We start from the raw sequence: 12,204 nt of genomic DNA on the forward strand, positions 1-12,204 counted from the left end.
ATTGGCTTGTTATTGGGTCAATTGGCGCAATGGGCTGTTCTGTGACAGCCTTCGCTTACAGAGGGTGTTACCGTTCCCGGCCTACCCTTTGCATCACAGATGGAATTGCAAAGCGCGTACCAGTTCGCTTGGCTGGAGCGATTAAGCCAGAGTCAAGTGGGTAAAGTTTCAGCGTTGCGACATTCTCGTTCTCGCGCGCTGCACACGCGCTTTATATTCATGCACGCTAACCGCCTAACCGCACACTTTCGGAGCAGCAATGACCGACCCACTGATCCTGGAACCCCAGACCACCGCAGATGCCTGTGTGATCTGGTTGCACGGCCTGGGGGCCGACCGTTACGACTTCCTACCTGTGGCTGAATTCATGCAGGAGCGGCTGAACAGCACGCGCTTCATCATGCCCCAGGCGCCGACCCAGCCGGTCACCATCAACGGCGGCTACGCCATGCCCAGCTGGTACGACATCAAGGCCATGAGCCCGGCCCGCGCCATCGACGAGGCGCAGCTTGACGCGTCGGCCGACCAGGTCATCGCGCTGATCAAGGCCGAGCAGGCCAAGGGCGTCAGCCTGTCACGCATCTTCCTGGCCGGTTTCTCCCAGGGCGGCGCGGTGGTGCTGCACACCGCCTATATAAAGTGGCAGGAGGCCCTGGGCGGGGTGCTGGCACTGTCTACCTACGCGCCAACGTTCAGTGAAGGGCATCAGCTCAGTGCCTGCCAGCAGCGCACCCCGGCGCTGTGCCTGCACGGCGTGCATGACCCGGTGGTGATCCCGTCGATGGGCCGTACCGCCTTTGAATACCTCAATACCTGGGGCATTGCCGCAACCTGGCAGGAGTACCCCATGGAGCACGAGGTGGTGGTCGAGGAGCTGAACGACATCTACCACTGGCTGGCCAGGCAACTTCAATAACCCAAGCCGCCTGTAGTTGTGCGTCAGTTCCACTACGCCGCGCAGGGTTCTTGCATTACACTGCCCGGCGTACATTCCTTAACCAGTTGACGAGACGACCGTGCTCAAGGCACTTAAAAAAATATTCGGCAAGGGAGACGACGCCCCGCAGGCTGTCGCGCCTGCTGCCAGCGTTGCATCGCCCGCGCCCGTTTCCGAGGCCCGTCCAGTAACCGCACCCAAGCCACCGCGCGCCAAACCTGCCCCCAAGGCCAGCCAGCCGGTGGCAACCGCGCCTGCGGCGGCAACGCCGGCAAAAGAAAAACCGCGCCGCGAGCGCAAGCCCAAGCCGCAGGCCAGCCTGTGGAAGCCGGAAGACTTCGTGGTCGAGCCGCAGGAAGGCAAAACCCGCTTCCATGACTTCAAGCTGTCCAACGAACTGATGCACGCCATCCACGACCTGGGCTTCCCGTACTGCACGCCGATCCAGGCACAGGTGCTGGGTTACACCCTGCGTGGGCAGGACGCGATCGGCAGGGCCCAGACGGGTACGGGCAAGACGGCAGCGTTTCTGATTTCGATCATTTCCCAGTTGCAGCAGACCCCACCGCCCAAAGAGCGCTACATGGGCGAACCCCGTGCGCTGATCATCGCGCCCACCCGCGAGCTGGTGGTACAGATCGCCAAGGACGCTGCGGCCCTCACCAAGTACACCGGCCTGAACGTGATGAGCTTCGTCGGTGGCATGGACTTCGACAAGCAACTGAAGGCGCTGGAAGCCCGGCACTGCGACATTCTGGTGGCCACCCCAGGCCGGCTGCTGGACTTCAACCAGCGCGGCGAGGTGCACCTGGACATGGTCGAGGTGATGGTGCTGGACGAAGCGGACCGCATGCTGGACATGGGCTTCATCCCCCAGGTACGGCAGATCATCCGCCAGACCCCGCCCAAGAGCGAACGCCAGACCTTGCTGTTCTCGGCCACCTTCACCGACGACGTGATGAACCTGGCCAAGCAGTGGACGACCGACCCGGCCATCGTCGAAATCGAGCCCGAGAACGTTGCCAGCGAAACGGTCGAGCAGCATGTGTATGCGGTGGCGGGCAGCGACAAGTACAAGCTGCTGTACAACCTGGTTACCCAACACCAGTGGGAACGGGTGATGGTATTCGCCAACCGCAAGGACGAAGTGCGGCGCATCGAGGAAAAACTGGTGCGTGACGGCATCAATGCCGCGCAGCTTTCAGGCGACGTGCCCCAGCACAAGCGTATCCGCACGCTGGAAAACTTCCGTGAAGGGCGCATCACCGTGCTGGTTGCCACCGATGTGGCCGGGCGGGGTATTCACATCGACGGTATCAGCCACGTGATCAACTTCACCTTGCCCGAAGACCCGGACGACTACGTGCACCGTATCGGCCGTACTGGCCGTGCAGGCACCAGCGGTGTGTCGATCAGCTTTGCCGGGGAGGATGACTCGTATCAGTTGCCCGCGATCGAAGAACTGCTGGGCCGCAAGATCAAGTGCGAGATGCCGCCAGATGAACTGCTGCAGCCCGTGCCGCGCAAGCATCACTGACCTGTACCGGCCTCTTCGCGGGTAAATCGGATCGCCGCACCGCCGCTCCCACAGGTAGGGCGCCTGCTCCAGCAGATAAGGTGCATGACTAGGTGGGAGCAACTGTCTTACACAAGATCTGAAAGTTGGCTCAATCACTGTGGGAGCGGGTTTACCCGCGAACCGGGGCATAGCCCCGGCCACCCAACACAGGGCTACCAGCGCCCCGCCGCATCCTGGTCACTCTGCCTGCCCTCGACCCAGTGCGGGCCGTCCCCGGTCATTTCCTTCTTCCAGAACGGCGCCCGGGTTTTCAGGTAATCCATGATGAAGTTGCAGGCATCGAACGCGGCCTGCCGGTGAGCACTGGCCACCCCCACGAACACAATGGGCTCGCCCGGCTCCAGCGCCCCGATGCGGTGCAGCACTTCGACCTTCAACAGCGGCCAGCGCTGCTGGGCCTCGGCGGCAATCTTGGCCAGGGCCTTCTCGGTCATGCCCGGGTAATGTTCAAGAAACATCCCCGCCACCTCGCGCCCTTCGTTGAAATCCCGCACGTAGCCGACAAAAGCGACAACCGCCCCCACACCCGCGTTGGCCGCGTGCATGGCATTGACTTCCAGCCCCGGGTCGAATGCAGCCTCCTGAACGCGCACAGCCATGTTCAGCCTCCTGTTACCGGCGGGAAGAACGCCACTTCATCGCCCTCTTCCAGCGGCTCATCGAGCTTGCACAGTTCTTCATTGCGTGCACACATCAGGTTCTGCTCGCCCAGCACGTCGTACGGCGCGCCCCTGGCCACCAGCGCCTGACGCACATCGTCGAGCACCGCGAAAGCACCTTCGACACGCTCCGCGTCCACCCCCAGCCGTTCGCGGTAACGGGCGAAATACATCACCTTCACGTTCATCAGCCTTGCACCTTGTAATGGCCACTTTTGCCGCCGAGCTTTTCCAGCAGGCGCACCTGTTCGATGACCATACCCTTGTCCACGGCTTTGCACATGTCATAAAGGGTCAGTGCCGCGACACTGGCCGCCGTCAGCGCTTCCATCTCCACACCGGTCTGCCCGGCCAACTTGCAGCGGGCGACGATCTTCACCGCATCCTCACCCTCGGCATCGAGCTCCACCTTCACGCTGGTCAGCATCAATGGGTGGCACAACGGGATCAGATCACTGGTCTTCTTCGCCGCCTGAATGCCGGCGATGCGCGCCACGGCAAACACATCGCCCTTGGGGTGTGCGCCATCCACGATCATCTGCAAGGTTTGCGGCAGCATGCGCACTCGCGCCTCGGCGGTGGCCTCACGCTCGGTGACGGCTTTTTCAGTGACGTCGACCATGTTGGCCCGCCCCTGGGAATCAAGATGTGTCAGCACTGCTCTGCTCCTGTGAAGGGAGCAACGAGTGTAAACCTGTGGGTCAGCTTTAGGCACGGGTTTGTAGCCGGGCGGGAAGTTGGAGCGGCCCGAGCAGGCCGCCCCGATGTGCCGTTACATGTGCGACTCGGCGTACTCGGCCAGCACCGACCGCGGCACACCCTGCAGGGTGATGTGCACGCCGTGGGGGAAGTCCTTGAAGCGCTCGGTGAGGTAGGTAAGGCCCGAGCTGGTGGCGGACAGGTAAGGTGTGTCGATCTGCGCCAGGTTACCCAGGCACACCACCTTGGAGCCGGCACCGGCACGGGTGATGATGGTTTTCATCTGGTGCGGGGTAAGGTTCTGACATTCATCGATGAGGATCAGGCTCTGCTGGAAGCTGCGCCCACGGATGTAGTTCAGTGACTTGAACTGCAACGGTACCCGCTCGAGGATGTACTCCACGCTGCCATGTGTGCTTTCGTCGTCCATGTGCAAGGCTTCGAGGTTGTCGGTGATCGCACCCAGCCAAGGCTCCATCTTCTCGGCCTCGGTACCCGGCAGGAAGCCGATCTCCTGGTCCAGCCCCTGCACGCTGCGGGTGGCGATGATGCGCCGGTAGCGCTTGCTGACCATGGTCTGCTCGATGGCGGCAGCCAGTGCCAGGATGGTCTTGCCCGAGCCCGCGGCGCCGGTCAGGTTGACCAGGTGAATATCTGGGTCCAGCAGGGCGAACAGCGCCAGGCTCTGGTGAATATCCCGTGGCTTCAGGCCCCAGGCTTCCTGGTGCAGCAGCGGCTCCTGGTGCAGGTCGAGCAGCAGCAGTTCGTTTTCACGGATGCCTTTGATCCAGCCAACGAAGCCCTGCTCGTCGATGATGAACTCGTTGACGTGCACCGCCGGCAGGTTCTCGGCCAGTTGCACACGGTGCCAGGTACGGCCACGTTCCTGGCGCGTATCCACCTTGTTCACCCGGTCCCAGAACGAACCTGTGACCGAGTGGTATCCCTTGGACAGCAGCGACACGTCGTCTACCAACTGGTCGGTGCTGTAGTCTTCGGCCGCAATGCCACAGGCGCGCGCCTTCAGGCGCATGTTGATGTCTTTGGTGACCAGCACCACATCCAGGTCGGTGCGCCGTGCCCGCACTTCCAGCAGCTGGTTGATGATGATGTTGTCGTTGAGGGTTTCCGGCAGCAGGCGATTAGGCTCGTTGCGCGGGGTCATCAGAATGGACAGGAAGCCCTTGGGCCCGCTCTTGCCACGCTGGATGGGTACACCCTGCTCGACCACGCTGGGTGAGGCGTCCCCCAGGGTCTGGTCGATCAGGCGGATGGCCTGGCGGCATTCGGCGGCGATGCTCTGTTTGCCGGCCTTGAGCTTGTCGAGTTCCTCCAGCACCGTCATCGGGATGGCGACGTGATGCTCCTCGAAGTTGAGTAATGCGTTAGGGTCGTGAATCAGGACGTTGGTATCGAGCACATAGAGGATTGGCTTGCTGGAGGAAGGGGTGCGTCCTTGGTCATCCATACTCGGTCACCTTATGTCGAAGCCACACGGCGCGGTCTGTTACGCCGCAAAGTGACTGCCGGTCTCCCCGTATCCGCGTTGTTACGGGCGGGAAGCGAACCTGGCCAGGTGAGCCTGTATGACGCCACCTGTGCTGCAGGAATCGGCTGTCTGGTTTCTTCATACCGCAAAAGGCATGACCGGAAAAAGCATTTTTACGCGTTTTTGAAGTTTATTTTTCCGATTGACGAACTGCCCTTGGCGGGGCGGCCAGGCGGGTCTACAGTCAGAAGTCAGATTGCTCATTGTGCATAAGCATATTCCTTGCAGCCCTGCCAGCCGATGCCGCTCTGTGCGGTGTGCTCCAGCAGCCATTGCACGGCGGGCTGGGCTTTGGGCAGGGCATCGTGAAACTGGATCACCCCCTTGCGCCACAGCAGCATCAAGGTCAGCACCCGCTGGGCCGAGGCCTGGGCATCCAGCGCGCCGTCATCCTGGGCGTCGATGTCCCACAGTGACACGCGCAGTTGCTGGCTGGCCATGAACGCGTCCCCATCCGCCCTGCGCTGGCCATAGGGGGGCCTGAACAATGGCACGTATTGCTCAGGCAGATCTGCCTGCACCCGCCCCTGGCTGCGCCTGAGCGAGTCCTGCCAGCCATTCCACTGCGCGTGGGACCTGTACTCCCAGCCCTGAATACCTACGCACTGCCCGTCATACAACGTGCGCAGGGCGTCGAGCGAGGTGCCCTCGCGACGTTGCTGCAAACGGTTGCCCAGGACGAAAAAAGTCCCTTCCAGCTTCTGCCCGCGCAGGTAGTCGGCCAACGTATCGGTACTGCCACCCACCGGCCCCGGCCCACCAACGAAGGTGAGCAGAAACAGCCGGTCGTTCAGTTCGTCGCCGTTGCGCTCGGCCGGTGACAGCCGCTCCACCTCACTGCTGGTTTGCGGCATCAACGCCGCCTTGCGCAGTTGCTCGTCCAGGTAGCGCACATGGAAGCGGTGGCTAGGCTCGACCCAGCCGGTGTAGAACGCGCCAACATCGGCAGCGAAGGTAGCGGCTTGCGTGCGCAGTTCTGCCATGGAGGTGACGGCGTAGCAGAACGAGGCATCCTGCTCGCAACTGCGCTGGGCCTGCTGGTAACCGCTCCACAGGCGCTGCCACATGCGCGCCCGCACCAGGCGCACCTTGTGCAGGTTGATCTGGCGCAGCCCCAGCCGCGCCGCCAGCGCCGCATCGTCGAGCAGCTCGCTTTCATGCAGCACCTGGGCAAACGACAGTATCTCGGCACGCGACGCCACGTCGAACAGCACCGGGCTGTCCAACTGCTCGGGCCACAGGCTGCGGTCCAGGCTCACCTGGTCGCTGGGCGCGGCGTGCACGGCCACGCTCAGCAGCGCGGCCAGCAGGGCTGAGGCTATGCGCACGGTCCAAGGCTCCCCAATGGCAAAACAGGCACTATAGCGCCTGCACGCTCCATGAGCGCCCACTATCGTCGCCATAGTTTGGACTTGCCACGCCCAGCCCGTAGAATTCACGGTCAACGATGCCAGGAGCCGACCCGATGCTGACGGTGATTTCCCCCGCCAAGACCCTCGACTACGACACCCCGCCGGTGACCGAGCGTTTCACCCTGCCCGCTTACCTCGATGACTCGCAGGAACTGATCGGGCAGCTGCGCGAACTGAGCCCGGCGCAGATCAGCGAACTGATGCACCTCTCCGACAAGCTTGCCGGCCTGAACGCCGCCCGCTTCGGCAGCTGGACGCCGCACTTCACCCCACAGAACGCCAAGCAGGCGTTGCTGGCCTTCAAGGGCGACGTGTACACCGGGCTGGCTGCCGAAACCTTGGGCGAGGACGACTTCACCTTCGCCCAGGGCCACTTGCGCATGCTCTCGGGCCTGTACGGCCTGCTGCGCCCGCTGGACCTGATGCAACCCTACCGCCTGGAGATGGGCACCAAGCTGGCTAACGCCCGCGGCAAGGACCTGTACGCCTTCTGGGGCACCCGCATCAGCGAATGGCTGAACCAGGCCCTGGCCGAACAGGGCGACGACGTGCTGCTGAACCTGGCCAGCAACGAGTATTTCAGCGCAGTGAAACGCAGCGCGTTGAACGCCCGGGTGATCAACGTCGACTTCAAGGACCTGAAGAACGGCCAATACAAGATCATCAGCTTCTACGCCAAGAAAGCCCGCGGCATGATGACCCGCTTCGCCATCGAAGAGCGCATCAGCGACCCAGCGCAGCTCAAGCAGTTCGATGTGCAGGGGTACTACTACAGTGCCGAGCAGTCGAAAGCGGATCATCTGGTGTTTTTGCGGGATCATCCTGGCGAGTGAGCCCGGTTGCGAGCGGGCTGGTGTCAGGGCAGTCGCACGTACCCTGACCTCAGCCCGGCCACTTCCAACCCCTGTGGCCATATCGAGCCAATGCTCACCGGCACCTTGCTCGGCAACTGGTTGGGGTGCTCACGGAACCACACATAACTCAGCCCTGCCTTGTCTTGCTCAACGGCATCGGGTGGCACTACCCATACCCGGTCCTTGCTCGAAACCAGCACTTCAACCTGGGCACTCATGCCCAAGCGCAGAGGTCGGCCGGGCTCCAGCGAAGGCAGATCGATGTCCGCCACCAAGTCGTACCAGGCGTCTTGCGCCCCCTCGGTTCTGGGCAGCTGTGCAATATGGGCAACCCGGCCTTGGAAAACCTGCCCGGCGACTGTGACCCGGGCCTGCTGGCCTTCATGAACGGTAGGCAGGTCCTGTATCCAGGCTGCCGGTAGGCTCGTCCGCCACCAATAACGAGGGCTCGGTTACCAGAGCCCGGGCGATAGCAACACGCTGGCGCTGGCCACCCGATAGCTCGGCAGAGCGTTGCGGGCCAAGCTCACCAATACCTACCGCTTCCAGCTGGTTCTGGGCGAGTACCCGGGCTGCTGGCAGGCGCAACCCACGGTAGGAAAGCGGCAGCGCGACGTTATCCAGGGCGGACAGACGCGGCAGCAGGTTAAAGCTCTGGAAGACGAACCCGATCAGACGATTGCGCACGACAGCGCACTGGTCGGCGCTGGCCCCTGTCATGTCATTACCCACCAACTGCACACGGCCAGAGCACGGCCTGTCCAGCAGACCGATCAGGTTCAGCAGCGTACTTTTGCCTGAACCGGATGGGCCGACAATGGCGCACGTTTGCCCACTTGGAACAACAAGGTTGACGTCCTTGAGCACGGGCAACCCGGCATGGAAGCGGCTCACCTCGGTGAGGCTCACGATGGCGCTCATGCGAGGCCTCCGGGCTTGATCGATGGATCAATCGGCGGATGCGCTTTTTCAGCCTCATCTTCGAGTTTACGCACCGTTTTCAAGATCATTTCAATCAGCGGATCGTCTTCGCTGCCTTGTCGCTGGTCTGTTTTGCCGATCAGCAGCGTTAAATCGATTTCATAGTTACCGAAGCCTGCCTCCATAATGGGGGGCAAGCCTTTGTAATACTGAATCATCTCTCTCAGCGCATCGTCTCTATAACCGGTGTTGTCATACTCACTGTTAGCTTTATCGACGATGTAGTGTGTCCATAGCGCATAGCGATGACTGAGTTCCGTGCTCGCGGCCAAGCGTTCGTTGTGTGTAAAATCATAGCCTTCGTCGTAACCTATTAATGCAAGTTGTTCAGTACTCAGGCCTTTAAAAGGATTCTCGCCACTGCCGTTGAGAAAGTGGGTCGCACGCTTTGCGCGGTCCAGGAGTTCCGGGTCATCAGTGCTGGGAACAAATGCGTCATGCAGCGGCTTGGTTGAGGTGTATCCTCGCCCTCCCAACTCCATCTGAATCCGCGAGCCCAGCTTGGCAAGCTCCTGACGACTCAGTTGGCTATCACGAAGCGCTGCACGCTCCGCTGCAGCAGCCAGCTGACGTGCCAGGGCAGATACCCCAGAACGCACCTCACCCTGGTCGACCACTGTTGATACGGCGCTAGAGACTGCATTGTTCGCCGGTGACTCTGACTGGATTTTCTGTACCGCCCACTGAGATGACGGACTATTTTTTTGGATGCTGTCCATTACTACACCATTCGCTATTACACTTGAAAAATGCTCGCCTGTAGGCCCCACCCTGCATGCCTATAACGGCAAGTGACAGAGTGGGGAATCGGGAGAGGTTTATTTCATTGTGAACTCAGCTTTCCAGGCATAGTTGGCTCTAAATCCGGAGTTGACTGCAGTACACACAGCGCCGCCGGTCGGTGTGGCAGTCTTGTTCCATTTAGGCTGTTTGACGCCTCCTGACATCATCATCACAAACGTCGTGCTGAACGCACATGTTTTGCGTCCGATTGAGTAACGAATCATCGCACTATTCGTATCAGGGCTTACCAGCCGTTGTACTGTGAACCTGATGGTTTCACCTGGTTTCACCTCTTCGTGAGGCTTCGGACTGGCAATCTGGTACGTACTCGTCTCATTAGCATTCGTCAGCTGAAGCTTCACCGGCTCAGTGCCAAGGTTCCTGAAGGTCACTTCGACAGGTGGCCCGGCAAGCGCTGTACTCGCCGCAAGCAATGCGGCCGCCCCACAAAGGGTTCGGGTAAATGTTTTCATCGGTATCAAGCCTCGTCTCTTCCCTGTGGTTATGGGTGAGACGCCGTCATGGCAATAGCCACGGGCTGCCTGAGACGCTCCTTCGTACACAGTCATCCTCGACGACGTCCAGTGTGGTTGACGGCCATCGTGATAAAAACCTTAGCGCCCGAAGGGTCTTCAGTCGTAACAGGATATGCAAGCGCACCGCTAAACCTGTGTCAGCGCTACAAAAATTTGACGCCAAAAAAATAAACATCACTGTGAAAATTTCATAACGCCATCATGCCGCTTAACCCTTTTTGCAATTTTTTTATTAAAAAGATAGCGATACTGGCAAAAATACATCTAGAAACAATTCCACCCCGTATATACGGGGGTTTGACCGAACAGTGCTATCAAATTGAAACTACCTGATGAAGATCGATAACTGAAAGATCCTTCATGCAGCCCCATCCCATCGCGGAACTTACCTTCTTGAGGCCGCTCATAGTGCCGTAACGATTTTCATGCCCCCGGGGTGTGAGAAATAACGTACAGATGACCGAGCAGGCTTTACGCCTCAACCTGAAACTTCCGACCGGCCAGGCGACCGCGTTCGCAACGGCTGTTCATGCAGGAGAAACGCGCCCAACACATCGTCCACGTGGTTGATTTCAAAGGTTTTTTCAACTTGAAAGAACAAGCACTGCAGCGCGCCAGGTTGCGCACTGCAATAAAGACGACGACAGATCAGGGCCTGTTTTTAATTAACGGCTTAATGCTGCCTACTTGCAGTGCATCTACAAATGCGCTGAACAACTTACTTTATCTGCGCTTGGCGAAGTGTGCATCTGCCACGCCCCCTTGCGCCCAGAAATTGCGGTTGATCCACCCAGTTCAACGCTGGCGAACAGTGTCGGCATGATAAACACATGAGGTGATAGCGATGCGTATCAGCATCTTTGGTTTGGGTTATGTAGGTGCAGTCTGTGCAGGCTGCCTCACGGCACGTGGCCATGAAGTGATCGGTGTGGACGTGTCCGCCACCAAGATCGACCTGATCAATCACGGCAAGTCGCCCATCGTCGAGCCGGGCCTGGAAACGCTGCTGCAACAGGGGATCGCCAATGGCCGCCTGCGCGGCACCACCGACTTTGCCGAAGCCATCCGCGCCACTGACGTGTCGATGATCTGCGTGGGTACGCCGAGCAAGAAAAACGGCGACCTGGGCCTGGAGTACATCGAGTCGGTGTGCCGTGAAATCGGCTATGTGCTGCGTGAAAAGGCCAGCCGCCACACCATCGTGGTCCGCAGCACCGTGTTGCCGGGTACCGTGAAGAACGTGGTCATCCCGATTCTGGAGGACTGCTCGGGCAAACGCGCCGGCATCGACTTCGGCGTGGCGGTGAACCCGGAGTTCCTGCGTGAAAGCACCGCCATCAAGGACTACGACCAGCCGCCCATGACCGTCATCGGTGAACTGGACAGCGCCAGCGGCGACGTGCTGCAAGCCCTGTATGAAGAACTGGATGCCCCGGTCATCCGCAAGTCGGTCGAAGTGGCCGAGATGATCAAGTACACCTGCAATGTGTGGCATGCCACCAAGGTCACGTTCGCCAACGAGATCGGCAACATTGCAAAGGCCGTGGGTGTGGATGGCCGCGAAGTGATGGAAGTGGTGTGCCAGGACAAGGCGCTCAACCTGTCCCAGTACTACATGCGCCCTGGCTTCGCCTTCGGCGGCTCGTGCCTGCCCAAGGACGTGCGCGCCCTCACCTACCGCGCCGCCAGCCTGGACGTGAAGGCGCCGCTGCTGGACTCGCTGATGCGCAGCAACGAATCCCAGGTGCAGAACGCCTTCGACATGATCGAAAGCCACGACAAGCGCAAGGTCGCCCTGCTGGGCCTGAGCTTCAAGGCAGGCACCGACGACCTGCGCGAAAGCCCACTGGTGGAACTGGCCGAACGCCTGATCGGCAAAGGCTACCAGCTCGATATCTATGACGAGAACGTGCAGTACGCCCGCGTCCACGGGGCCAACAAGGAGTACATCGAGTCGAAGATCCCGCACGTGTCCTCGCTGCTCAACGCCGACTTCCAGAAGGTGATCGACAACGCCGACATCATCGTGCTGGGCAACCGTGACGAGCAGTTCCGCGCCCTGGCTCAAAAGGCACCGGCGGGCAAACAGGTGATCGACCTGGTGGGCTTCATGAGCAAGCCAACCAGCGCCCAAGGCCGTACCGAAGGCATCTGCTGGTAACGGCCGGGCCAGGCAACGCGGGCACCTCCCCGCGTTGCCTCTACTTCTGAATTC

Annotated in this window: 13 protein-coding genes and 1 pseudogene; 5 read left to right on the forward strand and 9 right to left on the reverse strand. The window is 60.5% G+C overall.

Annotated features, from left to right (window positions below; translation table 11 throughout):
* Positions 1–259: 259 nt before the first annotated feature.
* Both PPA02S_RS14540 and rhlB read left to right on the forward strand, forming a co-directional pair.
* Positions 260–916, forward strand: coding sequence for an alpha/beta hydrolase (locus PPA02S_RS14540; protein WP_028635224.1), 657 nt, complete (start codon positions 260–262; stop codon positions 914–916).
* Between the two features lie 100 nt (positions 917–1,016).
* Positions 1,017–2,474, forward strand: coding sequence for an ATP-dependent RNA helicase RhlB (gene rhlB, locus PPA02S_RS14545; protein WP_028635225.1), 1,458 nt, complete (start codon positions 1,017–1,019; stop codon positions 2,472–2,474).
* A 194-nt stretch (positions 2,475–2,668) separates the two neighbouring features.
* On the opposite strand, the gene moaE is transcribed toward rhlB, so the two are convergent.
* The 5 genes from moaE to PPA02S_RS14570 form a co-directional block, all read right to left on the reverse strand.
* The gene (gene moaE / locus PPA02S_RS14550; protein ID WP_028635226.1) at positions 2,669–3,115 is read right to left on the reverse strand and encodes a molybdopterin synthase catalytic subunit MoaE; all 447 of its coding nucleotides are present in this window, start codon (positions 3,113–3,115) and stop codon (positions 2,669–2,671) included.
* A 2-nt stretch (positions 3,116–3,117) separates the two neighbouring features.
* Entirely contained in the window at positions 3,118–3,363 is a 246-nt protein-coding gene (locus PPA02S_RS14555) for a MoaD/ThiS family protein (RefSeq protein WP_028635227.1), read from the reverse strand.
* Positions 3,363–3,833: a cyclic pyranopterin monophosphate synthase MoaC gene (gene moaC, locus PPA02S_RS14560; RefSeq protein WP_028635228.1), complete on the reverse strand. Its 471-nt coding sequence runs from the start codon at positions 3,831–3,833 to the stop codon at positions 3,363–3,365. The genes PPA02S_RS14555 and moaC overlap by 1 nt, the downstream gene beginning before the upstream one ends.
* 114 nt (positions 3,834–3,947) lie before the next feature.
* Complete coding sequence (locus PPA02S_RS14565; RefSeq protein WP_028635229.1) at positions 3,948–5,342, reverse strand: PhoH family protein; 1,395 nt, start codon at positions 5,340–5,342, stop codon at positions 3,948–3,950.
* 281 nt (positions 5,343–5,623) lie between these two features.
* A complete protein-coding gene (locus tag PPA02S_RS14570; protein WP_028635230.1) occupies positions 5,624–6,751 on the reverse strand; it encodes a polysaccharide deacetylase family protein in 1,128 nt (375 codons plus the stop codon).
* Positions 6,752–6,888: 137 nt separating this feature from the next.
* On the opposite strand from PPA02S_RS14570, the gene yaaA reads away from it, so the two are divergent.
* The gene (yaaA, locus tag PPA02S_RS14575; RefSeq protein WP_028635231.1) at positions 6,889–7,668 is read left to right on the forward strand and encodes a peroxide stress protein YaaA; all 780 of its coding nucleotides are present in this window, start codon (positions 6,889–6,891) and stop codon (positions 7,666–7,668) included.
* A 23-nt stretch (positions 7,669–7,691) separates the two neighbouring features.
* On the opposite strand, the gene PPA02S_RS14580 is transcribed toward yaaA, so the two are convergent.
* The 4 genes and pseudogenes from PPA02S_RS14580 to PPA02S_RS22760 all read right to left on the reverse strand — a co-directional run bounded on the left by PPA02S_RS14580 (position 7,692) and on the right by PPA02S_RS22760 (position 9,926).
* On the reverse strand, positions 7,692–7,961 hold the full coding sequence (locus PPA02S_RS14580; protein ID WP_154660100.1) for an efflux RND transporter periplasmic adaptor subunit: 270 nt from the start codon (positions 7,959–7,961) through the stop codon (positions 7,692–7,694).
* A 121-nt stretch (positions 7,962–8,082) separates the two neighbouring features.
* Positions 8,083–8,610, reverse strand: a pseudogene (locus PPA02S_RS14585) (ABC transporter ATP-binding protein); the annotation flags it as partial.
* Positions 8,607–9,389: a hypothetical protein gene (locus PPA02S_RS14590; protein WP_050577108.1), complete on the reverse strand. Its 783-nt coding sequence runs from the start codon at positions 9,387–9,389 to the stop codon at positions 8,607–8,609. The pseudogene PPA02S_RS14585 and the gene PPA02S_RS14590, both read right to left, overlap by 4 nt.
* Before the next feature lie 99 nt (positions 9,390–9,488).
* A complete protein-coding gene (locus PPA02S_RS22760) occupies positions 9,489–9,926 on the reverse strand; it encodes a cupredoxin domain-containing protein (protein ID WP_080667906.1) in 438 nt (145 codons plus the stop codon).
* A 592-nt stretch (positions 9,927–10,518) separates the two neighbouring features.
* On the opposite strand from PPA02S_RS22760, the gene PPA02S_RS23060 reads away from it, so the two are divergent.
* Together PPA02S_RS23060 and PPA02S_RS14595 are read left to right on the forward strand one after the other, a co-directional pair.
* Positions 10,519–10,812 (forward strand): hypothetical protein, encoded by a 294-nt coding sequence (locus tag PPA02S_RS23060; RefSeq protein ID WP_154660101.1) that lies wholly within the window; start codon positions 10,519–10,521, stop codon positions 10,810–10,812.
* Between the two features lie 21 nt (positions 10,813–10,833).
* Positions 10,834–12,150 carry a nucleotide sugar dehydrogenase gene (locus tag PPA02S_RS14595; protein ID WP_028635233.1) on the forward strand — a complete coding sequence of 439 codons (1,317 nt, stop codon included), beginning with the start codon at positions 10,834–10,836 and terminating at the stop codon, positions 12,148–12,150.
* Positions 12,151–12,204 lie beyond the last annotated feature (54 nt).

The sequence above is a fragment of the Pseudomonas parafulva NBRC 16636 = DSM 17004 genome (genome assembly GCF_000730645.1).
In the GTDB taxonomy this organism is placed as follows: Bacteria; Pseudomonadota; Gammaproteobacteria; order Pseudomonadales; family Pseudomonadaceae; genus Aquipseudomonas; species Aquipseudomonas parafulva.

Excerpts from the sequence above, each read along its gene's own strand:
- PPA02S_RS14540 (WP_028635224.1), top strand. The coding sequence starts at position 260 with ATGACCGACCCACTGATCCTGGAACCCCAGACCACCGCAGATGCCTGT.
- moaE (WP_028635226.1), bottom strand. The coding sequence starts at position 3,115 with ATGGCTGTGCGCGTTCAGGAGGCTGCATTCGACCCGGGGCTGGAAGTC.
- PPA02S_RS14555 (WP_028635227.1), bottom strand. The coding sequence starts at position 3,363 with ATGAACGTGAAGGTGATGTATTTCGCCCGTTACCGCGAACGGCTGGGG.
- PPA02S_RS14565 (WP_028635229.1), bottom strand. The coding sequence starts at position 5,342 with ATGGATGACCAAGGACGCACCCCTTCCTCCAGCAAGCCAATCCTCTAT.
- yaaA (WP_028635231.1), top strand. The coding sequence starts at position 6,889 with ATGCTGACGGTGATTTCCCCCGCCAAGACCCTCGACTACGACACCCCG.
- PPA02S_RS14590 (WP_050577108.1), bottom strand. The coding sequence starts at position 9,389 with ATGGACAGCATCCAAAAAAATAGTCCGTCATCTCAGTGGGCGGTACAG.
- PPA02S_RS22760 (WP_080667906.1), bottom strand. The coding sequence starts at position 9,926 with ATGAAAACATTTACCCGAACCCTTTGTGGGGCGGCCGCATTGCTTGCG.
- PPA02S_RS23060 (WP_154660101.1), top strand. The coding sequence starts at position 10,519 with ATGCAGGAGAAACGCGCCCAACACATCGTCCACGTGGTTGATTTCAAA.
- PPA02S_RS14595 (WP_028635233.1), top strand. The coding sequence starts at position 10,834 with ATGCGTATCAGCATCTTTGGTTTGGGTTATGTAGGTGCAGTCTGTGCA.